This window comes from Rhizobium sp. CFBP 8762 (assembly GCF_014841565.1).
Classification (GTDB): domain Bacteria; phylum Pseudomonadota; class Alphaproteobacteria; order Rhizobiales; family Rhizobiaceae; genus CFBP-8762.
Map to the genome: position 1 here is coordinate 268,288 of NZ_JACYUD010000002.1, position 25,507 is coordinate 293,794.

The 25,507-nt window shown below is 57.1% G+C and carries 27 protein-coding genes; 18 read left to right on the forward strand and 9 right to left on the reverse strand.

The genetic code is table 11. The annotated features are described in order from the left end of the window. The first annotated feature begins 75 nt into the window (after nucleotides 1-75). Nucleotides 76-966 carry a DMT family transporter gene (locus IFT84_RS06440; RefSeq protein WP_192117841.1) on the forward strand — a complete coding sequence of 297 codons (891 nt, stop codon included), beginning with the start codon at nucleotides 76-78 and terminating at the stop codon, nucleotides 964-966. A gap of 2 nt (nucleotides 967-968) precedes the next feature. On the opposite strand, the gene IFT84_RS06445 is transcribed toward IFT84_RS06440, so the two are convergent. Beyond that, nucleotides 969-1,637, reverse strand: coding sequence for an OmpA family protein (locus tag IFT84_RS06445; protein WP_192117842.1), 669 nt, complete (start codon nucleotides 1,635-1,637; stop codon nucleotides 969-971). Nucleotides 1,638-1,866: 229 nt separating this feature from the next. Here IFT84_RS06445 and IFT84_RS06450 point away from each other — a divergent pair, with 229 nt between their 5' ends. From IFT84_RS06450 to IFT84_RS06460, 3 genes are all read left to right on the forward strand, one after another. Then, complete coding sequence (locus IFT84_RS06450) at nucleotides 1,867-2,166, forward strand: hypothetical protein (RefSeq protein ID WP_192117843.1); 300 nt, start codon at nucleotides 1,867-1,869, stop codon at nucleotides 2,164-2,166. A 181-nt stretch (nucleotides 2,167-2,347) separates the two neighbouring features. Next, nucleotides 2,348-2,509, forward strand: a complete 162-nt coding sequence (locus IFT84_RS06455) for a DUF2256 domain-containing protein (protein WP_192117844.1) — start codon at nucleotides 2,348-2,350, stop codon at nucleotides 2,507-2,509. Next, entirely contained in the window at nucleotides 2,506-4,044 is a 1,539-nt protein-coding gene (locus tag IFT84_RS06460) for a cryptochrome/photolyase family protein (RefSeq protein WP_192117845.1), read from the forward strand. Before IFT84_RS06455 ends, IFT84_RS06460 begins: the two co-directional genes overlap by 4 nt. 20 nt (nucleotides 4,045-4,064) lie before the next feature. On the opposite strand, the gene IFT84_RS06465 is transcribed toward IFT84_RS06460, so the two are convergent. Continuing rightward, nucleotides 4,065-5,111, reverse strand: coding sequence for a LacI family DNA-binding transcriptional regulator (locus IFT84_RS06465; RefSeq protein WP_192117846.1), 1,047 nt, complete (start codon nucleotides 5,109-5,111; stop codon nucleotides 4,065-4,067). 705 nt (nucleotides 5,112-5,816) lie between these two features. On the opposite strand from IFT84_RS06465, the gene IFT84_RS06470 reads away from it, so the two are divergent. The 3 genes from IFT84_RS06470 (at nucleotide 5,817) to IFT84_RS06480 (ending at nucleotide 9,239) form a co-directional block, all read left to right on the forward strand. Next, nucleotides 5,817-6,110 (forward strand): hypothetical protein, encoded by a 294-nt coding sequence (locus IFT84_RS06470; protein WP_192117847.1) that lies wholly within the window; start codon nucleotides 5,817-5,819, stop codon nucleotides 6,108-6,110. 209 nt (nucleotides 6,111-6,319) lie between these two features. Next, complete coding sequence (locus IFT84_RS06475; protein WP_197975466.1) at nucleotides 6,320-8,170, forward strand: glycoside hydrolase family 15 protein; 1,851 nt, start codon at nucleotides 6,320-6,322, stop codon at nucleotides 8,168-8,170. A 76-nt stretch (nucleotides 8,171-8,246) separates the two neighbouring features. Then, nucleotides 8,247-9,239, forward strand: a complete 993-nt coding sequence (locus IFT84_RS06480) for a 3'-5' exonuclease (RefSeq protein WP_192117848.1) — start codon at nucleotides 8,247-8,249, stop codon at nucleotides 9,237-9,239. Between the two features lie 101 nt (nucleotides 9,240-9,340). Here the strand turns inward: IFT84_RS06480 and ftsZ are convergent, their stop codons facing one another. Further along, nucleotides 9,341-10,336: a cell division protein FtsZ gene (ftsZ, locus tag IFT84_RS06485; protein WP_192117849.1), complete on the reverse strand. Its 996-nt coding sequence runs from the start codon at nucleotides 10,334-10,336 to the stop codon at nucleotides 9,341-9,343. A 221-nt stretch (nucleotides 10,337-10,557) separates the two neighbouring features. On the opposite strand from ftsZ, the gene IFT84_RS06490 reads away from it, so the two are divergent. The 5 genes from IFT84_RS06490 to IFT84_RS06510 all read left to right on the forward strand — a co-directional run bounded on the left by IFT84_RS06490 (nucleotide 10,558) and on the right by IFT84_RS06510 (nucleotide 15,983). Beyond that, nucleotides 10,558-11,679: a mechanosensitive ion channel family protein gene (locus IFT84_RS06490; RefSeq protein WP_192117850.1), complete on the forward strand. Its 1,122-nt coding sequence runs from the start codon at nucleotides 10,558-10,560 to the stop codon at nucleotides 11,677-11,679. 141 nt (nucleotides 11,680-11,820) lie between these two features. Beyond that, the gene (locus tag IFT84_RS06495) at nucleotides 11,821-13,542 is read left to right on the forward strand and encodes an alkaline phosphatase (protein WP_192118322.1); all 1,722 of its coding nucleotides are present in this window, start codon (nucleotides 11,821-11,823) and stop codon (nucleotides 13,540-13,542) included. A gap of 73 nt (nucleotides 13,543-13,615) precedes the next feature. Next, on the forward strand, nucleotides 13,616-14,068 hold the full coding sequence (locus IFT84_RS06500; protein ID WP_192117851.1) for a hypothetical protein: 453 nt from the start codon (nucleotides 13,616-13,618) through the stop codon (nucleotides 14,066-14,068). 5 nt (nucleotides 14,069-14,073) lie between these two features. Further along, on the forward strand, nucleotides 14,074-14,763 hold the full coding sequence (locus tag IFT84_RS06505; RefSeq protein WP_192117852.1) for an ABC transporter ATP-binding protein: 690 nt from the start codon (nucleotides 14,074-14,076) through the stop codon (nucleotides 14,761-14,763). After that, nucleotides 14,760-15,983: an FtsX-like permease family protein gene (locus IFT84_RS06510; protein ID WP_192117853.1), complete on the forward strand. Its 1,224-nt coding sequence runs from the start codon at nucleotides 14,760-14,762 to the stop codon at nucleotides 15,981-15,983. The genes IFT84_RS06505 and IFT84_RS06510 overlap by 4 nt, the downstream gene beginning before the upstream one ends. 9 nt (nucleotides 15,984-15,992) lie before the next feature. Here IFT84_RS06510 and IFT84_RS06515 read toward each other — a convergent pair whose 3' ends face one another. After that, nucleotides 15,993-16,376: a response regulator gene (locus IFT84_RS06515; protein ID WP_192117854.1), complete on the reverse strand. Its 384-nt coding sequence runs from the start codon at nucleotides 16,374-16,376 to the stop codon at nucleotides 15,993-15,995. Between the two features lie 17 nt (nucleotides 16,377-16,393). Continuing rightward, entirely contained in the window at nucleotides 16,394-16,669 is a 276-nt protein-coding gene (locus IFT84_RS06520) for a hypothetical protein (protein ID WP_192117855.1), read from the reverse strand. A gap of 223 nt (nucleotides 16,670-16,892) precedes the next feature. On the opposite strand from IFT84_RS06520, the gene IFT84_RS06525 reads away from it, so the two are divergent. The 5 genes from IFT84_RS06525 to IFT84_RS06545 are packed head-to-tail and all read left to right on the forward strand — an operon-like array spanning nucleotide 16,893 to nucleotide 21,870. After that, nucleotides 16,893-17,411 (forward strand): sigma-70 family RNA polymerase sigma factor, encoded by a 519-nt coding sequence (locus IFT84_RS06525; protein ID WP_192117856.1) that lies wholly within the window; start codon nucleotides 16,893-16,895, stop codon nucleotides 17,409-17,411. Nucleotides 17,412-17,456: 45 nt separating this feature from the next. Then, on the forward strand, nucleotides 17,457-17,627 hold the full coding sequence (locus tag IFT84_RS06530; RefSeq protein WP_192117857.1) for a hypothetical protein: 171 nt from the start codon (nucleotides 17,457-17,459) through the stop codon (nucleotides 17,625-17,627). A 47-nt stretch (nucleotides 17,628-17,674) separates the two neighbouring features. Beyond that, nucleotides 17,675-18,310 carry a hypothetical protein gene (locus IFT84_RS06535; RefSeq protein ID WP_192117858.1) on the forward strand — a complete coding sequence of 212 codons (636 nt, stop codon included), beginning with the start codon at nucleotides 17,675-17,677 and terminating at the stop codon, nucleotides 18,308-18,310. A gap of 24 nt (nucleotides 18,311-18,334) precedes the next feature. Continuing rightward, a complete protein-coding gene (locus IFT84_RS21685) occupies nucleotides 18,335-21,493 on the forward strand; it encodes a CheR family methyltransferase (protein ID WP_192117859.1) in 3,159 nt (1,052 codons plus the stop codon). After that, complete coding sequence (locus IFT84_RS06545) at nucleotides 21,490-21,870, forward strand: response regulator (protein ID WP_192117860.1); 381 nt, start codon at nucleotides 21,490-21,492, stop codon at nucleotides 21,868-21,870. The genes IFT84_RS21685 and IFT84_RS06545 overlap by 4 nt, the downstream gene beginning before the upstream one ends. A 23-nt stretch (nucleotides 21,871-21,893) precedes the next feature. Here the strand turns inward: IFT84_RS06545 and IFT84_RS06550 are convergent, their stop codons facing one another. The 4 genes from IFT84_RS06550 to IFT84_RS06565 form a co-directional block, all read right to left on the reverse strand. Continuing rightward, nucleotides 21,894-23,192: a Gfo/Idh/MocA family protein gene (locus IFT84_RS06550; protein ID WP_192117861.1), complete on the reverse strand. Its 1,299-nt coding sequence runs from the start codon at nucleotides 23,190-23,192 to the stop codon at nucleotides 21,894-21,896. A gap of 66 nt (nucleotides 23,193-23,258) precedes the next feature. After that, nucleotides 23,259-24,275 (reverse strand): SDR family oxidoreductase, encoded by a 1,017-nt coding sequence (locus IFT84_RS06555; protein WP_192117862.1) that lies wholly within the window; start codon nucleotides 24,273-24,275, stop codon nucleotides 23,259-23,261. Between the two features lie 125 nt (nucleotides 24,276-24,400). Further along, the gene (locus IFT84_RS06560; protein ID WP_192117863.1) at nucleotides 24,401-24,628 is read right to left on the reverse strand and encodes a hypothetical protein; all 228 of its coding nucleotides are present in this window, start codon (nucleotides 24,626-24,628) and stop codon (nucleotides 24,401-24,403) included. Beyond that, the gene (locus IFT84_RS06565) at nucleotides 24,621-24,851 is read right to left on the reverse strand and encodes a hypothetical protein (protein ID WP_192117864.1); all 231 of its coding nucleotides are present in this window, start codon (nucleotides 24,849-24,851) and stop codon (nucleotides 24,621-24,623) included. The genes IFT84_RS06560 and IFT84_RS06565 overlap by 8 nt, the downstream gene beginning before the upstream one ends. Before the next feature lie 101 nt (nucleotides 24,852-24,952). Here IFT84_RS06565 and IFT84_RS06570 point away from each other — a divergent pair, with 101 nt between their 5' ends. Then, nucleotides 24,953-25,411 carry a GreA/GreB family elongation factor gene (locus IFT84_RS06570; protein WP_192117865.1) on the forward strand — a complete coding sequence of 153 codons (459 nt, stop codon included), beginning with the start codon at nucleotides 24,953-24,955 and terminating at the stop codon, nucleotides 25,409-25,411. The last annotated feature ends 96 nt before the right edge of the window (nucleotides 25,412-25,507 follow it).

The window sequence follows — 25,507 nt, forward strand, 5'->3', positions numbered from 1 at the left end:
TGCCCGCCCTGCTTGACAGGGCACACGCCCATCATAGTTTCATCCGCCCACCACATGCTGCTCCCGAAAGCCCTCATGCGCATCAAGCTTGATCCAGTCGCCCTTTCCGGCATTCTTTTGACAGGGCTGTCCTATGCGCTGTTTTCCGTTCACGATGCGGCCATCAAGTGGATTGTGGTGTCTTACCCTGTGTTGCAGATCCTGTTTATCCGCAGCGTCATTATCGTTCTTGGCTGTCTGGCACTGGGCGGTCGAGATATCGTCGCCAACGCCGTGCGCTCCCCCGCCCGCGTACCGTTGCTGTCCAGAAGCTTTCTGTTGCTCGCTGCCTGGCTTTCTTTCTACACGGCCGCGCGGTCCCTGCCATTGGCAGAACTGACGACGCTCTATTACGCCGCGCCCATCGGCGTTACATTGCTGTCCGTTCCCGTTCTGAAAGAAGTCGTCACCCCACCGCGCTGGATTGCGCTTGGTCTGGGTTTCATCGGCGTGCTAATTGCGTGCAACCCCACCGGTATTGGCCTGTCATGGCCTGTGTATCTGGCATTGCAGGCAGCGGCCTTGTGGGCCGTTTGCATTGTGCTGTTGCGCAAAACGGCTTTGCAGGAGACCACGCAGGTTTCCATGTTGATCACCAATACGGTCTTTATCATTTTAACCGGCGGCTTTGCCTACCAGTATTGGGTGGCGCCCACGGGTACGGAGTGGCTGTTCCTGATCAGCACTGGTGTCCTGGCAGGGCTTGCCCAATTCACATTGTTTGAAGGCATGCGCCGTGCCGATGTCTCGCTGCTTGCGCCGTTTGAGTATTCGTCGCTGATCTGGTCGTTTATGCTTGGCTACCTGATCTGGGGCGATATTCCACGCGCGGGCGTCTTTGTCGGGGCGGCGCTGATCTTCAGCGCCGGTTTCGTGGTTTTGTTTGGAGAGGCATCAGGCAACGGAAAACGCCGCCTGACGCCGTGATCTTACCCTTCTGAAATCGGGGCGATCTGAATTTCCACGCGGCGGTTCTGTGAACGTCCGCTTTCGCTGGCGTTGGAGGCAACCGGACGCGTCGGGCCGTAACCCATAATGGCAACGCGCCGCTGGTCGATGCCCTGAGATCCCAGATAATTGGCGACCGAGGCCGCGCGACGCTCCGAAAGTCCCTGATTGTAGGCGGCACTGCCCGTCGAATCCGTATGACCATCCACATCCACCAGCGTGCGATCAAACTTCCGCAGCACAATCGCCACCGAGTTCAGCGTATCGTAGAACTGGCCCTTCACGCGGTCCTGATCCGTATCAAACGTAATGGCGGACGGCATATTGAGAATGATGCGGTCGCCGTTACGGGTCACAGAAACGCCGGTGCCCTGCAATTGGGCCCTGAGCTCCGCTTCCTGCCGGTCCATATAATTACCAACAGCACCGCCGCCAAGCGCACCGAGGCCGGCACCAATCAGCACCGCATTGCGTCTCCCGGCACTGGAATCGCCACCCACCAGAAGACCGCCGAGCGCGCCAAGCCCAGCACCGATTGCCGCACCGCCCGCCGTGTTGGAAACCTTCTGCTGACCCGTATAAGGATCTGTCGTGGTGCATCCCGCAAGAAACACGGCTGCGAGGCCGGAAAGTGCAATCTTCTTCATCATGGAGAAACATCCCGTTAGATACGTATTGCTGATATAAGAACGATTACGGCAATACGATGAAGGCCTTTGCCGCGTCAAATCAGCAATACTCCCATACGGACCGGTTTTCCATGGGTATCCCGGGAAGACACGCTGCCGGATCAGAGGGCAGAAGGAACAATTTCTGTTCAGTACCCATTCATGGTGCCGGGTGCAGTTTAAGACCACTGCATTCTTAGGGAGATAATGAATGAACAAGTTTGTTTCCGCAATTGGTGCCGGTGTCATTGCCCTTGTGGTGGGTTTGACCGGCAGCGTCACAGCCGCCTCCGCCGCGCCCGTCATGCCTGCCAAACCGCAGGTAGAAAGCCCGGTGGAGCAGGTGCGCCACCGTCGCGACCATCGCCCACATTACCGTGCGTACCGCCACCACCGCTATGATCGGTACTATCGTTATGAGCGTCGCGGACCACGCTACAGCCATCGCCGGTATCATCATCGGGATCGCTACTATGCACCCTATCGCCACCATCGCTATGACCGCTGGTAGGCTTTAAACTGAGCATAAAATGCCCCTTTGGCCTCTGGTCGAAAGGGGCATTTTTGCGTCATATTGCAAAACCTTAAAGCGATAGGCCGACAACCTTCCTGGAATGAAATTTATCTGCATGGACGACATTTAATCCAGCGCCCTGCCCGCTACGTACATGACCAGACACACAAGAGGTTCGGTGATGAAAATGCGGCGCAAGGGCGATTTGCCCACCAAGCTCTGCGCCGCCTGCGGGCGGCCTTTTGCCTGGCGCAAGAAATGGGCCAAAGACTGGGACGCAGTCAAATATTGTTCTGATCGCTGCCGCTCGAACGGTAGCGGAAAGCAGGTAGCGCCATGAACCTGCGGTTTGTACTCGGCGACCAGTTGACCCTTAATCTTGCCAGTCTGAGGGATATGGACCCTGCGCACGATGTGGTGCTGATGGTCGAGGTCGCCACTGAAACCACCTATGTGCCGCACCACAAGCAGAAGATCGTGCTGATCCTGTCCGCCATGCGCCACTTTGCTGAAAAGCTGCGCCATGAGGGATACACGGTCGATTACGTCCATCTGACAGACCCGGACAACACCGGCAGTTTCATGGGAGAACTTGCCCGCGCCTGCGCCCGCCATACCCCGTCCCGTGTCATCATGACCCAACCCGGCGAATGGCGTGTGTTGGCTAACCTTGAGGCGTGGGAGCGCACCACCAACATTGCCCTGGAAATCCGTGAGGATGATCGTTTCTTTGCAACCCGACAGCGCTTTCGCGAATGGGCTGAAGGACGCGCCAGCTACCGCATGGAGTTTTTCTATCGGGAAATGCGCCGTGAAACCGGCATTCTGATGGATGGAAAAGACCCCGTCGGAGGCCAGTGGAATTTTGACCATGACAACCGCAAGCCGCTGCCAAAGGAGGCAGTGGTGCCGGAGCGTCTGCGGTTTGAACCCGATACCATAACGCGGTATGTGATTACGCTTGTCGCGGACCGCTTTCCCGATAATTTTGGCCGGATCGAGCCGTTTGGCTGGGCTGTGACACGCGAGGATGCACTGGACGCACTCGACCATTTCATCGAAGACTGTCTTCCCGGCTTTGGCGACTATCAGGATGCCATGAAAACCGGTGAGGCCTTTTTGTACCACGCCGTTCTGTCTCCCTATCTCAACAGCGGCCTGCTGACAGCGCGTGAGGTGTGCGACGCCGCGGAAAACGCGTGGAAAAACGGCCATGCGCCGCTGAATGCCGTGGAAGGATTTATTCGCCAGATTTTAGGTTGGCGCGAATATGTGCGCGGCATCTACTGGGAGCGCATGCCCGCCTATGCGAGCACCAATGCACTGGACGCGACACGCCCCTTGCCATGGTTCTACTGGAGCGGCGAGACCGACATGAACTGTCTCAAGCAATCCATCGGCGATATCGCCCGCACCGCCTATGGCCATCACATTCAGCGCCTGATGGTAACGGGAAACTTCGCGCTGCTGGCAGGCATACGCCCGGCTGAGGTGGAAGAATGGTATCTGGCCGTCTACGCTGATGCCTATGAGTGGGTGGAACTGCCCAACGTCCATGGCATGGTTTTGTTTGCTGATGGCGGTTTGCTGGCGTCCAAACCCTATGCGGCTTCAGGTGCTTATATCGACCGTATGTCCGACTATTGCGGTGGCTGTCGCTACAGCCCGAAACCCAAAAAGGGTGAGGAGTCCTGCCCGTTCAACGCGCTCTACTGGAATTTTCTGATTCGAAACGAAAAGAAGCTATCCGCCAACCCGCGGCTCGCCATGCCCTACCGCAATCTGGCTCGATTCAGCGAGGAGAAACGGGCCGAAATCGTAGCCGGTGCAACACAGTTTTTAGATAGCTTAAGCATTTCCAGTGGAAGTGAGTAGCGGTTTCACCGGAAAATGCTCTAGCAACGACCCGACGGCTGTGCGGTGCTGCCACGCACCACCAACGGCACGGCTAAAGGTTCGGTGAATACCCCACCACCTCCGGTAACCGACGCTACGGCCACACGGGCTATGTCATCAAAGGGTTGGGCAAGCGTCGTCAGTCCCGGCGTGCAGATGGCTGCCTCGGGCACGCCGTCAAAACCGACAATGGATAGATCGTCGGGAACGGACAGCCCCCGCTCCTCTAGCGCCTCCATGGCCCACAGGGCCACACGGTCAGACATCGCCAGAAGCGCCGTTGGCGGCTGCGGTAAGGCGAGTAAAGCATCGAGCGCGGCCTCCACATCGCGTTTGCTGCCGGGAATGGTGCGGATCGGCACCGCTTCGCGATCAATACCCGCCTCAGCGAGTGCCTGCCAGTATCCATATGCCCGGTCTCTGATCGCAACCTTCATACTGGCCTCGACCTCTTCCGGAGTGGGAGACAGCAGGGATACATCCCGCATACCAATACCGAGAATGGCAAACTGCCGATGGCCAAGCTCCGTCAAGTGCTTCGCCGCCGCATAGGCCGCGCCCTGATTGTCGATGTGTATCTGCGGCACAGTCGGGTCCTGGGTGCGCATGGAAATGGCTATGAAAGGCAGCTTGCGCTCCCGTGTCAGTCGCACCAACTCTTCTTCTGCGCCAACGCACAGCAAAATATATCCATCCACAACGGCGCTGTTGATATTCCAGGCCAGTTTTTCCCGGTTCAACCCGGATACCAGAGATAGGCCCATTCCGGTCGTGTCGCACACGTTTCCGATGGCCGCCATCAGGCTTCTTGCCCACGGATCTTCGAAGAAATAGCCAATTGGCTCCATTGTGGCGACGCCGACCGCGTTGACTCTGCCTGCCCGCAACAGCCGACCTTTGACATCCGGGCCGCGATAACCCATTTCCTTGGCAATGGCCAGGACGCGCTCACGCACTTCCTTGCGGACCACGTCCGGGCGGCTGAAAACGTTGGAAGCTGTGCCTTGGGAAACACCGGCGGCTTTTGCGATATCTGCAAGTTTCATCCGTACAGAATAGCAGACTTTTGTATCGGTTCAAATTCCGGTTGACATCACAAGCAAATCTCGACATTTTTGAATCGGTTCAAAAATCCTTTCTCTCTAAATTGAATCGATACAAAATGTTACCGATTGCTGCACTTCTCATCGATATATACATTGAACGCTGGGGTAATCCCAACAATCCGAACGCAGTTTTGGATGACGAACAGCCACAGCGCAAATCCGGCTGGCTTCGTCGTACAATTGCGCGCGTTTTCCCGCACAGAAAACGCGGCACTGCCTGGTCTTTCACGCTTCCGCCGGATAGCGATCGGGATAACAAGTGCGCACGGAAAGATTGAACCGGCTCGCCTTACCAGTCTCGGCCTTGGTCTAAACCGGTGGACGCTCGCTGTCGCAACACGATGTCTGCAATCAAGTGCTAAAATTTTTATCTGAACCATTTCCCGACTGGCAGCTTATGCGCTAGAGGTGGTGTGGGGTCGGTGAAATGACCGGTTCCGGGGGCTTAAGAACCCTCTCAAACAGCGGTCGGTGTCCGACCGTAATGGCACCGCCTCGTCCCTATAGGGCCGGGGAGGTCTCGGCGTATGTCCAGAGCTTTGGCTTAAAGGCCGGGGCGGTCGTCTGTTTGCGGCTTCTTAACTCCCCGGTCACCAGAGGGAAACCTCCGGTGACCGCCCCCTGTGATTAGAGGAGTTGCGTGCTATGGACGAGTATAATTTCTGGAAAGACCTGCTGGATACATTTCAGTCTTCATCAGACTGGGTGCAGGCTGTTTGGCTGATCGTTCCACCGATGTTTGTCTTAATCCTGATCCGTATGATCATGCGTTTTCGACTGGCACGACACAGCGTTGCCGAGCCTACGCCGGAGCCGGTTGTCTATCAAATCCACCATCCTGTGAATGAGGATTGGATGACTGCCGAATTAGACCGGCTGGAGCAGGATATGGCCCCGTCCCCGCGTCGGTTGACACATGGGTATTATGGCACAGATTGAGTGGTTCCTATGCCGCAGGCAAACCGGCATCACAAACCTGCTGAAGCATAATCCGACCGCAGCGCAGCGAGGATCGAAAAGATTATGCTTAGAAACAAAAGGATCGGAGCGCCGATCTGATTCAATCAGATCGAATAGCGCTCTGATGAAGATTGAAATTAACGGCCTTTGAGCCAGTTACCCATCACCTGCTTCAATAAGGACTTGTGATGAACCGCCCTGTTTCACCGCCGACCGACTATCACACCACGTTAAAGCCTTACCCGCGTAGCGGGCCCATGCCGCAGAGACAGGACAATGGCGGTGCCATGCCTCTGGACAGCTATATTACGCTGGGAGATGGCCGCACGGCGGCCATTGTTTCGGCGGATGGCTCGGTGGACTGGTGGTGCGTGCCGCATATGGACAGCCAGCCTTTGTTCGACAGGCTGCTTTCGGCTGACAACGGCGGCTATTTCGCCCTTACGCCAACCGAGCCCTTCACCACCGAGCGCGGCTACCGCGATGGCAGCAACGTGCATGAAACGGTGTTTACCACTGCCAGCGGCAAGGCGAAGCTAACGGAGGCTATCACCAGTGGACCGGCGGGCCGCCTGCCCTGGTGCGAACTGGCCCGACGTCTGGAGGGCCTTGAGGGCGAGGTCACCTTCACGCTGAAACTGACCTTCGGTACCCGCGCCGATACCATCTGCCCCTATATCACGCCCAACCAGCACGGCACGGTATTCCATGCCGACAGGGTTCTGGGCATGTTGCGCACCACCGATGGGGTGGTGATCGATACCGAAACCGATGGCGAAATCAGCGGCAGCATACCCCTCAAGGCCGGACAGCGGGAAACCGTGGCCATTGTTGCGGGAGAGGATGAACCGCTCACCGTCTCGCCCATCGAGCAAATCGACAACCGCCTCGATCTCACTGATTTTGAATGGCGGCAATGGGTGGAGCGGGTACAGTACGAGGGCAAGCATCACGATCTGGTCATGCGCAGCGCGCTGGCCCTCAAGCTGCTGCTGTTTTCGCCCTCCGGCGCTATCGCCGCAGCGGCTACTACATCCCTGCCCGAGCGAATTGGCGGGGAGAAGAACTACGATTACCGCTACGCCTGGGTGCGCGATGCGTCATACACGATCAAGGCTTTTTTGCGCGTTGGGGCGCAGGCCGAAGCGAAAGCCGCCTTCACGTGGTTGATCCGCCGTCTGGATGAACACGGCGCAAAGGTCTGCTATACGCTTATGGGTGAACTGGTTCCAGAAACCAGCGAAATCGATGTGCCCGGCTATGCCGGCTCACAGCCGGTACAGGTGGGCAATGCGGCTGGCGACCAGCACCAGCACGGTATTTACGGCGATATTTTCGAGACCGCAGCCCGGTTCGTAGCTGCTGGGAATATTCTGGATGCGCGCAGTGCTGAGGTTCTCTCCCGCCTTGCCGACCAGTGCGCCGACCGTTGGATGCAGAAGGACCACGGCATATGGGAGCTTCCGAAAGCTGAACACTACACCATGTCCAAGGTCAGCACGTGGCAGGCGCTGGCACGGGCGGTGGAACTGGCCGATGGCAACCACCTGCCCACCACGTGCCGGGACCGCTGGGCGCGCACGCGAGACCGTATTGCCGAATGGATTGAAACCCATTGCTGGTCGGAAAAGCTGCAGGCCTTCAGCTTCTATGCCGGCAGCGATACGTTGGATGCCTCTATGGCTCTGGCGGTGCGTTTTGGCTTCGATGGCAAGGAACGGCTGGAATCCACCATTCGCGCCATTGATCGCGAGTTGAAATCCGGCCCCTACCATTACCGCTACAGCGGCGTGGACAAGGAGGAAGGCTGCTTTCTCGCCTGCACGTTCTGGGTGGCGGAAGCCAAGGCTCTCCTCGGACATACCCAGGAATCGGAGGATGATTTTCAGGCCATTGTGGACGCGCTGGACCGGGGCTCCGGCACCTATTCCGAGATGGCCGATCCAAAAACCGGGGCCTTTCTCGGCAACATGCCGCAGGGGCTTACCCATCTCGCGCTGGTTCAGACGGCGGCGACGCTTTCGGGCAAGGGTATCTAACACGGGATAAAGCCGCTTGCGGGTTGACGTGGGCGCCTGTCCTTGGGAAAATCGGTCTTTGCCCGGGATTTAGGTTTTGAAACAAGCAACCAGCCAGTTCGATCTGTTTGATGCCGACCCCGGCTACCGCGTGTCGGCGCGTGTTGCGCCCGTGCGGCGCAGTCGCGGTGTCAAAACGACAGCCTATGATGACCCCGAGACGATGGCGCAGAAGCTGGAAGACAGCGGCCAGTACCGCGTGTTGCGCAAGTTGAGCCCGCGTCCGCTCGCGGAGCATACCGCGGACACGCATCCCCGGCTGGCGGTTTTGGTGGACACGGAAACCACCGGCTTGCAGCACAGCCGTGATGAAGTCATCGAGATCGGCGCAGTGGCTTTTTGCTATGATGACGCCGGGCAGATCGGCAATGTTGTCGGCGTCTACAGCGCGCTGTCGCAGCCTTCCATTCCCATCCCGCCGGAAATCACCCGGCTGACTGGTATCACCGATGAGATGGTCGCGGGTCAGCGTTTCGATCTGGCGCATCTGGAGGCCATGATCGGCCCTGCGGACCTGATCATCGCCCACAACGCCGGGTTTGATCGCCCGTTTTGTGAAAAGCTGTCACCAGCTTTTGCCAACAAGGCGTGGGCCTGCTCGGTATCGGAAATCCGCTGGGCCGACCATGGTTTCGAAGGCAACAAGCTCGGCTATCTCGTTGGCCAGTCCGGCCTATTCCACGATGGTCACCGCGCCACTGACGATTGCCATGCCCTGCTGGAAGTGCTGGCACGTCCTCTGGATGAAGGCGAACGCACGCCCTTTCGGGAACTGCTGGAAGCCTCGTCCCGCACCCGCATCCGTCTGTTTGCTGAAAACAGCCCGTTCGGGATGAAGGACCATTTAAAGGCGCGCGGTTATCGCTGGTCGGACGGCAGTGACGGAAGCCCTAAGTCCTGGTGGATCGAACTTTCCGAAGACGATCTGGACGCAGAACTGACCTATTTGCGCAAGGACGTGTACCAGTGGGACGACGCCGAACCGCCCCTGCGACGACTGACGGCATTTGATCGCTTTCGCGCGCGCTGAGGACTAAAGCCTTTACGCATTTCCGGATGTAAACCGCTACGCACGTTTACTAAAGATGCTCCAGCACTATCGAAAAAGGCCGGTAAAAACCGGCCTTGTCTTTAGATTGCGCGGCTTAATTGTGGTGCCACACCGGGGCCATCCAGACCCGTTGCCACCACCGATACGCGGAATTTTCCAGCCAGTTCCTGATCAAAGATTGCACCGACAACAATATTGGCGTCTTCATACACTTCATCGCGAATACGGCTGGCAGCTTCGTCCACTTCAAACAAGGTCATGTCCATACCGCCGGAAATGGAGACCAGCACGCCCTTGGCACCGCGCATGGATGCTTCATCCAGCAGCGGATTGGCGATTGCGGCTTCCGCTGCCTTCATGGCGCGACCTTCGCCGGATGCTTCACCGGTGCCCATCATGGCGCGTCCCATGTCCTTCATCACCGATTTCACATCGGCAAAGTCCAGATTGATCAAGCCTTCCTTGACGATGAGGTCGGTGATGCAGCCAACGCCTGCAAACAACACGTGGTCGGCGATCACGAATGCATCGGCGAATGTGGTCTTCGCGTCGGCGATGCGAAACAGATTCTGGTTGGGAATGACGATAACGGTATCGGTGGCTTCGCGAAGACGCTCGATACCGGCATCCGCCGTCTGCATTCGCCGCTTGCCTTCAAAGGTAAAAGGCTTGGTGACAACGCCTACAGTCAGAATACCGGCCTTGCGCGCAGCCGCCGCAATCACCGGGGCTGCACCCGTACCCGTACCGCCGCCCATGCCCGCGGTGACGAAGCACATATGCGTATCGGCCAGATGATCCATGATTTCATCAATGGACTCTTCCGCCGCTGCGCGACCGATATCGGGCAGAGAACCTGCGCCAAGGCCCTGCGTTACCGCTGTCCCAAGCTGAATGAGCCGGGGGGCCTTGGACATGGCCAGCGCCTGCGCATCCGTATTGGCAGCGATGAACTCCGCGCCCCGCAAATTTTCCGCAATCATATTGTTGACGGCATTGCCGCCACCACCGCCAACGCCAATGACCGTGATCTTCGGGCGCATTTCCGAGATTTCGGGTTTTCTCAAATCTATCATGCCTCTTCTCCTCGGGCAGTTGGCCGCGGCTATCGTCAATATCGCAGCCAGCGAATCAGGCCGTGGCTGCCAGTGCGCTCAAAAGCCAGAGAGCGGGGCCAAGCGCAAGCGCTGCGATTGAGGAAATTCACGTGCTTCATGAAGTGGGCGCGAGCAAGGCAGGCGCAAATAAATGCCAGAACGGCCTTTTCCTTGTTGCACCGCACCCTAGCTCCCATGGAATGCATAATGTCATAGACGAAATCGAAGCCCGCGCCACCTGGATGCCTGACTGGGTTCTGAGCCTTTTGATCATCGGCACGATGCTGGCCATCGGCTTTGCCGCCCACCGGCTGATTTTCAACGGGCTTACCCGCATTGTTGCGAGCCGTGATCTGTTCTGGCGCTCCCTCGTCGCCCGGACGGAAAAGCCTTTGCGGCTTTTGTTTCTCGTTACAGCCAGCGCCTTCGCCGTAACGATTTCGCCGCTGACAGTCACACAGACGATGGTGGTTCGTCACCTGCTTCTGATTGCCTTCATCATCGTTCTCGCTTGGATGGCCAAGACTGCGCTTCATATCTGGACCACGGTTTATCTCCGCCGCTACAAGCTGGATGCGGAAGACAATCTGCTGGCGCGCAAACACGTCACCCAGTCGCGCATCATGGAGCGCACGGCCGGGTTTCTCATCATCGGCATGGCGGTCGCAACCTCGCTCATGAGCTTCGATGCGGTCCGCCAGTACGGCGTGAGCCTTCTGGCCTCGGCCGGTGTGGCCGGTATCGTGCTGGGTCTGGCCTTGCAGCCGGTGCTGAAAAACGTATTTGCAGGCATTCAACTGGCCATCACCCAGCCCATCCGCATTGACGATGCGCTGCTGGTAGAAGGCGAATGGGGTAATGTCGAAGAAATTACCTCAACCTACGTGGTCGTCAAAATATGGGACTGGCGACGGCTGATTCTTCCGTTGAGTTACTTTATCGAACATCCGTTTCAGAACTGGACCCGCGAAAGCGCCTCGCTGATCGGTACGGTGATGATCTATCTGGATTACACCGTACCGGTGGACGCCGTGCGCAAAAAAGTCGAGGAAATCGTCGCCCAGTCCCGCATTTGGGACCGGCAGGTTATCAACGTTGCCGTCACGGATTTCCGCGAGCAGACGATGGAAATTCGCATTTTGGCGTCCGCGCCCAATGCCGGCAAGGCATTTGACCTACGCTGCGAGATTCGCGAAAAACTGATTGGCTTTATCCAGAGCGACTATCCCTCCAGCCTGCCGCGTTTCCGCACGGATTTGGAGCAAAATGGCTCTAAAACCGGCAAAAACGACGTACAACCCGGCATATATCACGCATTGTAGATATACGCTGCGGTCTTGTTTGCGGTCGTTTCATGGGATTGTCATGGAAGGTGGTTATGAGCGCTGTAACGGCGCTTTATTGCGCTGTATCCTGAAGTCCTACAGCGGAGATATACCGTGCGCTCACTCGTTCTAGCAGCCATGATGGCGTGCGCTTCCAGCGTCGCGTTTGCAGACACTATCTACCCTCTCGACCGCGCAACGATTCTGGCGGGATCCCCTTTCGATTTCAAAATCGAGTTCGATGGCACCGTGAAAGCCGAAGACGTCAAGATTCTTGTGAATGGAGAGGACTACAAGTCCGTCTTAGGAAAGGACTTCACCTTTGCCGAAAAGGATGGCGACGTAGAGGCCTCCGCCATAACCATTCGCGATGCCGTCCTTTCCAAATCTGGTGCCTATAAGATTGAAGCCAGCGCTGGCGACCAGACGAAAACAGTGACGTGGGACGTTTATAAAACGGACGGCGCACCCAAGGCGAAGAATGTCATCTTCCTTATCGGCGACGGCCTGTCGGTTGCACACCGTACCGCCGCCCGTTTGATGGCAAAGGGCATGACGGAAGGCAAGGCAAACGGCCATTTGAACATGGACAGCCTAGACCGCATGGCGTTCATCGGCACATCGTCAACGGGCTCCATCGCCACCGATAGCGCCAACACGGCGTCTGCCTATATGACTGGCCATAAAAGCGCAATCAACGCCATCGGTGTCTACGGCGACCGTACAAAAGACAGCCTTGACGATCCGCGCGTGGAGAACATCACGGAGGCGCTACGCCGCACTGGCAACCGCGCTGTCGGTATCGTGACCACGTCCGAACTTCAGGATGCTACCCCTGCATCCGTTGTCGCTCACACCCGTAAACGGGCCGACAAGGCCATCATTGCCGAGCAGATGATGGCTTTGAAACCAGAGGTCGTGCTGGGTGGAGGCTCCGCTTACTATCTGCCGCAGGCAACTCCCGGTTCCAAGCGTAAGGACGATAAGGACCTGATCGCGCAGGCGAAAACCGACGGCTATACCCTGGCGACAACGGTGACGGAACTGGAAAAAGCAGCAGCCGAAGCGGCTGCGGCCGATGGCAAGCTTCTCGGCCTGTTCCACACCGGCAACCTTGATACCGCCCTTGATCGCACGCAGCTGAAAAAGGGCAGTGTCTCAAAATTCCCCGAGCAGCCCGGGCTGGAGGTCATGACCAAGTCGGCGCTCGACGTTTTGTCCAAAAAACCGGAAGGCTTTTTCCTGATGGTCGAGGCTGCCAACATCGACAAGCAGTCGCATCCACTGGACTGGGAACGCGCAGTCTTCGACACGATCGAATTCGACCGTGTTGTTGGCATGGCCTTGGAGTTCCAGAAGAACAACCCGGATACCCTGATCGTGGTGACAGGCGACCATACCCATGGTGTGTCGCTCGTCGGAACGTTCAACCGCGAAGACCCCACGCTCGTCGGCCGCGAAAAGCTGGCAGTGTACGCAGACGCAGGCTTTCCGAACTACAAGGATGAAAACGGCGATGGCTATCCCGATAGCGTTGACGTCAGCCGTCCACTCGCGCTCTTCTCATCCAACTTCCCGGACTATTACGAGACCTTTGGGCCGAAACTGGACAATCCCTTCATTCCAGCTGTGCAGAACGAGAAGAAGGAATACGTCGCCAACGAAGCTTACAAGGATGTTCCCGGCGCGGTGCTGCGCACCGGCAATCTGCCGCTTGACAACGACACAGGTGTTCATGCGGTCGATGACGTGGTGTTGCAGGCCACCGGCCCCGGCTCCGAGCAGTTCAAGGGTTACATGGAGCAGAGCGATGTTTACCGCGTCGTAGCGGACGTCTTCGCGCTCGGTGCGAACCGCTAAGACAGAACCAGGATCGCAAGCAGGCGGTGGCTTCGGTGCACCGCCTGCTTCGCCTTGCCAAGGAGTGAGCAGCATGTTGCGTCGTACCTTTCTTCGCGGAGTTGTGCAGGCAGCGTTTGTCTCACCCGCCGTGTTCGCGGGTCATCGCGCCTTTGCCAAGGCAGACCTTTCCTTTCCCGAACTCTACTCAAAGATCGGTGTTCTCGGCCTCGAAATTTCCCCCAAAGTCAAACAGTTGGTCGGGCAAACCGTGTCCATGCAGGGGTTCATGGCACCGCCCTTGAAGGCGGAGGCAAATTTCTTCGTTCTTACGGAAATCCCTATGGCGATTTGTCCGTTTTGCTCCTCTGATGCCGACTGGCCAAGCAATATCGTTGTGGTCTACATGGAAGACAAGACAACATTTGCTCCGCCGAGCATTCCCATTCTGACAACCGGAACACTCGAATTTGGCTCGTGGACCGACCCCGAAACCGGTTTCGTCAGCCTGCTGCGCATTCGTGACGCCACCTTCCAGAAAGCCTGACACCCATGTCCGACCTGACCTTGTCCAGCGTCAAACTGTGCTATGCCGGACTGGCAGACCCGGTTCTGGATATCAGCAAGCTGCGTCTGGATGCCGGAAGCCATATTGCGATCACCGGCGCATCGGGCTCCGGCAAAAGCAGCCTTGTTAACATCATCAGCGGGCTGGAACGCGCCAGTGATGGTAAGGTACTGTGGGATGATGTGGACCTTTGCACGTTGTCAGAAACTGCACGCGAGCGCTGGCGCGCCGCCAATATCGGCTTGGTGTTGCAGGACTTTTATTTGTTTTCCGGCCTGTCAGCGCTGGAAAACGTGTTGTTACCGGTGCGCCTTGGCCGCGTCCGCTTCCGGGTTGAGCATCGCAAGCGCGCTGAACACCTGTTGAAACGTGTCGGTCTCGCCCGCGCTGATCAGCCCGTTCAAACCATGTCACGCGGCGAAATGCAGCGCGTGGCGGTGGCACGGGCACTGGTGACAAAACCCAAAATTCTGATTGCAGACGAGCCAACCGCAAGCCTTGACGAAGCCAGCGGGCTTGCCGTTGGCGATCTGCTCATCGAACTGGCACGGGAGGAAGCCGCGACCCTGCTCGTCGTCAGCCATGATGCACAACTTGTCAGCCGTATGGAGCGCCGCATCCGCCTCTCGCGAGGAAAGATTACCGAGACCGCTACACCGGAATATGCCGCATGATCCGCTTTATCGTCGCTGACCTCAAACGTCTCTGGGCCGGGTCGCTGGTCATCGTGCTGCTGGTTGCCTGTGCTGCGGCACTTGGCATCGCTGTCACCTTGCAGGAGCGCGCATTGCGCCTTGGCAGCGCACGGGCGGCGGACGCGTTCGATCTCGTGGTCGCCGCTCCCGGCAGTGAAACGCAGATTGTGCTGGCGTCCGTGTTTTTGCAACCATCAGCACTGCCACTCGTCAGCGGCAGTGTTCTCCACACGCTGTCTCAGGACCCCCGTGTCGCTTGGGCCGCGCCCGTTGGATTCGGCGACTTTTACGGGCAGATCCCCATTGTCGGCACCACGTCGGATCTGGTGCTTCAAGGCGGTAAAAAAACACTGACGGACGGCCGTATGTTTTCAAAGCGCACGGAAGCCGTCATCGGCGCAAAGGTTGAGATGGCGCTCGGCGATATCGTAACTCCCATGCACGGACTGGCCCATGAAGGCGGGCATGTGCACGCAGACGCGACCTATACCGTCGTGGGCCGTGCGGCGGAAACCGGCAGCCCTTGGGATAAGGCTATATTGGTTCCGATCGAAGGAGTCTGGCATGTTCACGGTATGGAGGGAGCGCATGGGTTGAACCTTGACCCCCACCACGGCGAGCAAAACGAAACTGTTTCCATTGGTGAACCATGGACGGCAGATACGCCGGGCGTTCCTGCCATCATCGTCAAACCAAAATCAATCGGTGATGCATACCGCCTGCGGCAGGAATATCGCACCGCCAGCACAACCGCCATTTTCCCGGCTGAGGTTTTGACCCGCCTTTACGCCACGTTGGGGGACGCCCGTGCATTGCTCAGCGCCGTCGCCATTGGCTCACAAATTCTTGTCGGTGCAGCAATTGCGCTTGTAGCCGTGATTCATGTCGGACAAAAGCGCAGCCAGATTGCGGCGCTCCGAGCCTTCGGCGCGCCCCGCACCAGCCTGTTTATCATCGTGTGGAGCCAATTGCTGATCCTCACAACGCTGGGGGCAGCTTTGGGCATGGGCCTGGGTTATGCGATTGCGCGGCTGATATCCCATCTGCTGAAAGCCGAAAGCGGTGTCACGATGCCTGTCGCGTTCATCGGATCGGATATGCGGATGGTCATCGGGCTGATTGTCGCGGCTTCCCTGCTGGCCCTCGGACCAGCGGCTCTGGCCTGCCGGCAATCAGTGGCGGGAGCGTTACGCCGTTGAGCACCATCTTCAGTTCGCTCTGGGCGTGTTACCGAACAAGGCGCGGGCAATGACCGCCAACTCACTGGGTTTCTCGCACAGAACAAAGCCGGCGTACTTCTTTGGCAATTGGGAACTCTCGTAGCCGGTGGCAAAAACGAAGGGAATTCCCATCTCATCCAGCCGGTCGGCTATGGGGAAGACCATTTCGCCGTCGATGTTCACGTCCAGGATCGCAGCATCAAGGCCACCCTCCTCCAGCAGCTCCATTCCCCGGCGAACCGTTGGTGCTGGACCGACAACCTCTGCTCCGCATTGCTCCAGTAAACGGCGGGCTTCATCGGCTATGAAATACTCATCTTCCACGACCAGAATACGTCGACCCTTTAGCAATAGCAGGGCATCGTCCATCATCGATCTTCCGGTTCAGATCAGTAGCGGCCAGATGGGGTATCTTGCAAATACCGGCGGCTGGTGAGTTTTAAGCTGCGATCCGGCTGAAGCACGTAGCTCTCCTCGACCTGAAATCCCTGCTGCGTGGTGAACTGATGCTGTACAATGCTTCCCACCGGCGATTTCGTCAGCTTCGTGCGCGGTTGCCCGCCGTAAGTGATGGAGCCGGGAATGGGTTCCACCTCAGCGCTGCCCGTGGTATTGCATGAGGTGAGCGCCAGCATCAAGCCAAGCGCGATCAGGGAATTTTTCATGGCTGTATCCTTTTCAGCGTGACAAACCGTCTGCCCTTCGAATGGTTCCCATAAATTTAAGTAATATTACACCTGCGTTCCGGCGGAGCTATTCGCGCTAATCTCTCGCACACTCTCGCTAAAAAGGACACTTTATGTTCACTAACTATTAGATGAGCAAAAAAGATTCAAATCATAGGAACCTAATCGCGTCGTGGCACTTAGCTATGAAATGGAGTGTTTCATGCTCAGTCCCGTTTCAAGCGTCGCATCTGATACACAATCTACCGAAAAGCAGATCGTAGAGCTTATCCCGACACTGCGAGCATTCGCAGTGCGTTTCGAGCGCCGAGGACCACAGGCTGACGATCTCGTGCAGGAAACACTTCTGCGAGCCTTGGGCAGCATCCATCAGTTCCAACCGGGCACGCAGTTGAAATCGTGGTTGTTCCGCATCATGCGGAATGTGTTCTTCACGACCTACAGCAAAAGCCAGCGCGAGCCCGTCGGAAGCGCGGACTGCGTATCGCTGGTAGAGACCGCCGTGGAGCCGACGCAGGAGATAGCAGTGCGTGGCCGGGAAGTGTTGGCAGCCCTGAATCTCATCGCTGAGGAACGCCGGGATGCAATCCTGCTGATTGCCGATGGCACGTCCTACGAAGAAGCAGCGCTTGCAATTAACTGCGCATTGGGTACGTTGAAAAGTCGCGTGAACCGCGGACGTCTGGATTTGGTGCACGCATTACGAGACAGCAGCGTATAATTCGACCCGGTGAAACTCCGGCTACCATGGTATTGGAGCACGGTCTTGAACCACAACCTATCGCTATCGCCGATCGAGTTTGACCTCGACGACATGCCTTTCGAGGACAGCCCCCCTCCGCTGCGCATTGTTGAGCTGGCTGCGGAGCTGGAAAAGGCACTTGCGGAAAAACGCGCCGCGCGCAAAACAGCCAGAAAAACCAGACAGGTGAACTAGAAATCGAGGTGTAAGCAGTGTCTCGCGATACTGCTTGGGAGAGCGCCATGAAGAATCCGAGCCTGAACAGAAAAAGCCCTATACTCATTGTAGAAGACGAGTACCTCGTCGCCATTGATCTGGCGGAAAATGCGGTGCGCAATGGAGAGCGGGTGCTTGGTCCCGTCCCCTCTGTTGATGCCGCCCTTTATGCCTTGTCATCGTCCGATGCTCTTGCCGGTGCTATTCTGGATGTGCGGCTGGGGAGTACGCACTCGTTCAAAGTAGCGCTGGAACTGACACGTCGGAATATTCCTTTTGTCTTCTATACCGGACAGATGGAGATCGAAATCCCAGAGATTTTTCAAACGGTGCCGCACCTGTTGAAACCCGCCAACTGGTCGGACCTCAAGGCGGCTTTGTCTCAAGCCATCAAGACAGTCAATGAAACGCCAATTTTCGTTGATCGCCCTCAGACTGCCGTGGCGAAAGAAATTGACATGAAATCCCTCATCATGTGTCTACGGCAACGCGCCTATACGCTCACGCATGATACTGCAGGATCGGATCGGCTGGTCGAGCAAGCCTTGTGCAAGGCCTTGAACGAACTCGATTGTTTCGAGGAAACTGTATCACTGGAACAATCGCTGCTGGATATGCTGGAAACGGTGCACCAGCTTAGCGTTTCCGGGGTATACCATTGAAGTCGCTGTGCGCAAGGAGTCCTCGTGGACCTTACTTTAAAACCCTTTCCTATCATTGGAGTTGGGGCATCCGCAGGCGGCATCCACGCCCTTGAAGGCTTGTTTCGCGGTATAGGCCCCTCCCCGGATGTCGCCTTTGTTGTCGTAACGCATTTGAACCCGACTCGTGAAAGCGCACTTCACGAAGTTCTTGAGCGCTACACCAGCCTTCCCATCGTTGTCGCCAAGCATAATATGGCCGTGGAGGTAAACCAAGTCTATGTCATGCCCCCAAATGCGGTGTTGACGATAGAACGCCGCATTCTCAAAATCGCACCGGTTGATCTTCGGGTGCGCAGCCGCAAACCAATCGATGTTTTCTTAAGTTCGCTTGCTCAGGATTGTGGCGAGTATGCTATCTCAATTGTCCTGTCGGGCGGAGATGGTGATGGAACACTCGGCACCAAAAGCATCAAGGAGCGCGGAGGAATTACCTTTGCCCAAACCTATGACGAGCATGGGCCGGACCAGCCCAGCATGCCGCAAACAGCCATTGCCACGGGCGTCATTGATTTCGCAATTCCCGTTACAGACATGGGCAACAAGATTGCAGCTTTGTTACGCGATATTGGCACACTCGATCAACTTGCCAGCAGCTTGGATCATGAAGAACAACGCGCAGCGCTGAACAGCGCGCGCACCGAGATCTGCAACATTATTCTTGAACAACTCGGCCACGACTTTTCCGGGTACAAAGCCAAAACTTTTTTGCGCCGTATAGCGCGCCGGATGCAGGTCACCCAACATGCCTCTATCGAGGTCTATATCGCGCATCTGCATCAAAACCCGAAGGAAGTGGTGTCGCTGTTTCGCGATCTGCTGATCAACGTAACAAACTTTTTCCGGGACGCGGATGCGTTTGAAAAGCTGGCAAAACTTGTCGTTCCCAAGCTGTTTGAGAACAAGACGACCGAGGATACCATCCGCATATGGGTGCCCGGCTGCGCAACGGGAGAAGAAGTGTATTCGCTCGCGATGCTGATGCAGGAGCACATGAAAACAGTTGACGCGAAGCCACGCGTGCAGATCTTCGCAACCGATATTGATGACAACGCGCTGTCGGTTGCCCGCGCCGCACGATATCCGGAGGCGCTGCTGGACAATGTATCGCCAGAACGGCGCAGCCAGTTCTTCACGTCTGACAATGGCAGTTTTGTCATTAAGAAAGAGGTACGCGATCTCTGCATTTTTTCGCCGCACAGCATCATCAAGGATCCGCCGTTTTCCCGCATTGATCTCGTCTCCTGCCGCAATTTACTGATCTATTTTGGCAACGAGATTCAAAGCCGAGTCATTCCCCTGTTTCATTACGCCCTGAAGCCGGACAGTTTCCTTTTTCTGGGCACGGCAGAAAATGTGACGCATTTCGGAGAGCTGTTTGTACCGCTGGAACGCAAATCCCGCATATTCAGACGGCGGGAGGATGTTCCCAAAACCCGTTTGCCTGCAATGCTGTCGGATACCCGTTCGACACTAGAGACGGCATTGTCCGTGCAGAAAAAACAGGGGGGCAGCATTGCCTTCCGCAATGCGGTTGAAAACCGTATTCTGGAACGGTTCTCGCCCGCCCACGTCATCGTGGATCGTCAGGGAAACATCGTGTTCTACTCTGCCCGCACGGGAAAGTATCTTGAGCCTTCGGCTGGCGTGCCGAACCGCCAGTTGGTTACTATGGCTCGCCGGGGCCTTCGGCTGGAACTTGGGGCTGCCTTCCGCCTGACGGTGGAAACCGGCGAGCGTACGGTACGCCCTCATGTGGCAGTTGATGGTGACGACGCGCGCGTGCAAATGGTCACCATTACAGCAGAGATATTCCGGGATGGGCACAGCGAGGAGCCGCTCTACCTCGTCTTGTTTACCGATGAAGGGCCGACGATCAGTCGTCAGGAATCCCTGACACCCCATTACGACTCGGCGAACAGCGCCACGCTTCATCTTGAAAACGAACTGCGCGACACGCGCGAACGCCTGCAATCGCTTGTGGAGGAATACGAAACTGCACTGGAGGAACTGAAGACCTCCAACGAGGAACTGGTGTCGCTGAACGAGGAATTGCAATCCACCAACGAGGAACTGGAAGCCTCAAAAGAGGAGTTGCAGTCCCTGAACGAAGAATTGCAGACCATCAATCAGGAACTGTCCGGTAAGGTTGAAGCGCTTGACCACGCCAATGGCGACCTGCGCAATCTGTTCCACAGCACCAAGGTGGCGACAATCTTTCTGGATCGGGAACTGGTTATCCGCACCTTCACCCCGGCCGTCAGCACGATCTTCAATCTGCTGGACAGTGACCGGGGTCGGCCGATTACGGACCTGTCCAGCAAGTTGCATCTGCCGTCGCTTCGCGACGATATCGATGTGGTGTTCAACACAGGCAAGACTCTGGAACGGCAGATTGTCAGCGCTGAGGATCACAGCCATTTTCTGATGAAGCTGGCGCCTTACAAAAGCATGCTGGAGGAGACCGATGGTGTCGTCATTTCCTTCATCGATGTTACGAGCCTGACCAATGCGGAAGCGAACCAGCGCGTGCTGATTGCCGAGCTTCAGCATCGCACCCGCAATCTTCTGGCGGTTGTGCGGTCCATTGCCGGACAGACGGTCAAAACCAGCGGTTCGCTGGACGAATTCCGCGAGAATTTCAATGATCGCCTGAGTGCACTGTCTCGGGTCCAAAACCTTTTATCGTCCTTTGATGGCGAGCCGATTACCATCGGCGGGTTGATCAAAATGGAACTGAGCGCCCTGAATGCGGCGCATGACGGCAAACGCATCGTCGTAAATGGCCCGGAAATACCGCTTAAACCCTCCATGGTGCGGACATTGGCGCTGGCAATTCATGAGCTTGCGACCAATGCCCTGAAATATGGTGCGCTGGCCAGTGACGAAGGGCAGCTATCCGTCGGTTGGGAGGATATTTCCGATGACAGCGGGCGGAGCATGAAGCTGGTATGGGCCGAAACTGGCATGAATCTCACCCCCGGCACGCCGCCGCCGGCCAACAGCGGCTTTGGTCGGGAACTAATCGAGCAGGCACTTCCCTACCAACTCGGCGCCAAGACACAATATGAAATAGCTGCAGATGGCGTGCGGTGCACCATCGTCATCGCACTGCCGCAACAGTATCCGGAGACATCCACATGACCTTATCGGGTCTGGTCATTATGGTCGTCGAGGACGAGTATCTCATAGCCTTGGATACGGTGGATGCGCTGGTCAATGCAGGAGCAACTGTGGTTGGGCCGTTTGCGACAGTGAGCGCAGCGCAGTCATCGCTGATGTCAGGCGACAAGGTAGATGCGGCAGTTCTCGATGTGCACCTGAATGGCGATCTTGTTTTTCCGCTTGCCGATGCTCTTCTGGCGAAAAACATTCCGTATATCTTTGCATCGGGTTATGATTCCGACGTCTTTCCAAGCCAGCATCAAGCAAACCATCGTCTGCTAAAACCCTACGACCCTCGCCTTCTGGTCAAATTGCTCGAGAATGAAGCCGGTCGCGCAAAGACGTCGGTGTTTTAATCCATCAACCCTGACGGCGGCGTCTAACCTGCCTTCTCCGGCGGTGGACCACGAAACACGTCGCGTCCCTCAATTCTGTCCAGCTTGACCGGCTGACCTGTCTCGGCGGATTTGTAAATCGCATCCATGATCTTGTGGTCCTGAACGCCTTCCTCGCCGGGCGTACGTGGCTTCAGATTTTTCAGCACACAGTCTGCCATATGGTCGATTTCGCTGGCGAACTGGTTGGGTGCGGTCAGCACCAGTTTCGTTTCGCCCGTATCGTCCCCCTGCCGCTGCGTGATCGTCATGGACTGGCCTTGATAGAGATAGGCATTGGGCATGTCCACCGACGCTTTTTCAAAATTCAGGCGTTGATGCTTGTCATCGCGTGCGCCGTAGCTGGTGAAACAATTGGCAATGAAATTAGAAGGAAAGCGCAGCATGAAGGACACGGTTTCTTCCACTTCCGCATAACGGGGATCGTTTGGCGGGCTGTAGATTGTTGCGTAGACTTCGCTCGGCTCTTCACCCGTGAGGAAACGTGCGGTGTTCAGGCAGTACAACCCAATATCAGGCAGCGAACCGCCACCTGCCAGCGCCTTCTTATGACGCCATTGCTCGGCCCCGTTTTCAGCAACCGTCTGCACGTTGGTCGCGCTCATGCCCACTGCTCGGCCAAATGTGCCGGAGCGCGTCAGTTCCATCAGCCGCTGGTTATAGGCCTCGTATTGAATGCGGTACGCGATCATCAGCTTGACATTGGCGCTGGCGCAAGCGTCCACCATGGCCTGCGCTTCCGGCGCGTTGACCGCCATCGGCTTTTCACACAGCACATGCTTACCGGCCTTTGCCGCCCGCTCCACATACTCGCGGTGCAGGCCGTTGGGCAGAACGATATAAACCACCTTGATATCGGGATTATCAACAGTCGTGTCGAACCCCTCGTAATCGTAACAGGCGTTTTCGGCGATACCATATTGTTTGGCAACCGTTTTCAACTTGTCCGGCGTGCCGGACACCAGCGCCACGACCTTCGCCTTTTTGGTCTCGCCAAAGGCCGGCAGAATTTCCTCAAGGCTCAGGCGCCCAAGCCCAACCACAGCAAACCCGACCCGCTCTTCCGGCGCCAGCGGTGCCGGTGGCGGTGCGGACGGCGCATCGGCAGGCGAGCGCCACGGATCGAAAACAACCTTGTTGTTTTCCACACGTCCGATATCGACCGAGCTTGGCGGGGGCAGTCCTTGCGCAGACGCGCGACCGGTAAGTGCAAACCCGGCGGCGCCGAGCGTTCCCAGTTTCAAGACGTTGCGACGGCTGACGGTATCGTGATCATCGGACATGGCGGGCATCCTTTTTGAAAAAAACCCCGGCTGCGAGGGCTGCCGGGGTGTTGGACTTCAGACCAGTTACGGGTTGCCGGAGCCACCAGCCGAGCCGTAGACCTGACCGGTCGTGTAGCTGGCTTCGCTGGACGCAAGCGTCACGTAGATATTGGCAATTTCCGCTGGCTGGCCGGGGCGACCAAGCGGCGTTTTCTTGCCAAATTCTGTCAACGCTTCCTGCGTCTGGCCGCCACTTGGCTGCAACGGTGTCCAGTATGGGCCAGGTGCAACGGCGTTGACACGAATGCCCTTGGGGCCAAGCTGCTTTGCCAGGGACTTGGCAAACGCCACGTTTGCTGCTTTGGTCTGCGCGTAGTCAAACAGGTTTTCCGACGGATCATAGGCCTGAACGGAGGCGGTAATGATAATGGCTGATCCCGGCTTCAAATGCTTGAGCGCCGCCTTCGTGATGCGATAAGGCGCATAAACATTGACCTTGAAGGTTTTATCGAACTGCTCTTCGGTCAGTTCTTCCAGCGAAGCCGTCGCGGTCTGGCGACCGGCATTGTTCACGAGAATATCGAGTCCGCCGAGTTCCTGTACGGCCTTTTCCACCAGTTCGGCGCAAAATGCCGCGTCTTTCAGGTCGCCGGGGATGGCGATAGCCTTGCGGCCTTCAGCCTTGATCAGTTCGATCACCTGCTTGGCATCTTCTTCTTCAAACGGCAGATAGTTGATGGCAACATCAGCACCTTCACGGGCATAGGCGATGGCTGCTGCGCGGCCGATACCGCTGTCGCCACCGGTAATCAGCGCCTTGCGGCCAGCAAGCTTGCCGGAACCCTTATAGCTTTTTTCGCCGTGGTCGGGCAGCGGGTCCATCTTGGACGCAAGACCAGGGGCCTCCTGTGGCTGCTTGTTGAACGGAGGCTGCGGATAAAGCTTGGTCGGGTCTTTAAGTTCGACCGGTGCCGTCTCTGCCGAAGCCGCTCCGCCGGAACTCTGCGCGAAGGCCGGGGCGGCAACAGCGGCTGCGAGACCGGTGCCCAGTCCACCAATAACCTGCCGGCGGGATGGCGAAAATGTCTGATCATTATCCATGTATTTTTCCTGTCTGCGGTCCGGAAGACGTTTCCCAGAACCTCATAAAAAAGCCGAGGCTTTTAAACAGCCTCGGCGTCAAAACGGGTCAGGTCGCTTTTGGGTCCGTCAAAAGTGAAAATACTTTAAACGTCTTCCACCGGGATATCCTCGACCGGCGGGCGGGTTGGAATGTCGTTGTCAACGGGGTCGCCCACTGTATCGCGCACCGGGTCATCCACCGGCGCAACATCACCGTCCGGGTCATCGAATGGAGGTGTGATTCCATCCTCGATTCGCGGGTCTGGATCGATGCCTGTATCGGAGGGGCCGATCGGGGGAATGATATCGGGTTTGGGGTTCGGGTCAGTCATCATGCTTTCCCTCGTTTTCGTCGTAGTTGACGCTCCACTCTTCCACGCGCTTTTTGCCCGGCTGGGTCTTGTGGAATGTTGCATCCTCGCCTCCGGTCACAACGGTCGGCTTGGCACTGTTGACACCATCATTGGTGCGGCCCTCCTGGGACTGCGCCAGTTGGCCCTGCGCGTCCTTGTGGATTTCTTCCACAGTCGATGTCTTTTTGATTTCCTCGGTCATAGCTGTTCTCCTTTAGAACAGAAAATGGGTGAGACAGCCCATTTGTTCCCTTTGATTGTCCCAAGTGACGAACCAAACGCTTTCAGACGCGTTGGATGACCATGAGCAGAGCTTTCACAAAGGAAATTGACGATGCGCCCGAGCCGCCTCCACTGGAGCGGCCCATCAGCGCCGCCCCCAATCTCGTCACTCCTTCCGGTGCAGAACAGATCACCCGGACATTGGCGAGCCTTGAGGCTCAACTGGCGGTCAACCCCGATCCGTCCCTGAAACGCGATCAGCGCTACTGGGCGGCCCGCCATGCCACCATGCAAGTGCTGACGCCCGATGCGCACCCTACCTCCGTCGGGTTCGGCACATTCGTTACCATCAAGCGCGCTGGTAAGCGGATGGAGCTTCAAATCGTGGGCGAAGATGAGGCCGATCCCTCGCAAAACCGTATTGCGTGGACCGCACCCCTGGCCAAGGCACTAGACGGCGCAGAACCCGGCGAAACCGTTGAACTTGACGCAGGCGGGCGTGTACAGCCAATTGAAATTATTGGGCTTCGTGGCGGCTGATTTCCGTAATAATTGTCCCTAAATTCCACAGCAAGTCATTGACAACCCCCACCGGAGTTTAAAAAGTACGCGGGCCGTAATTGGCCTGCCGGGGGG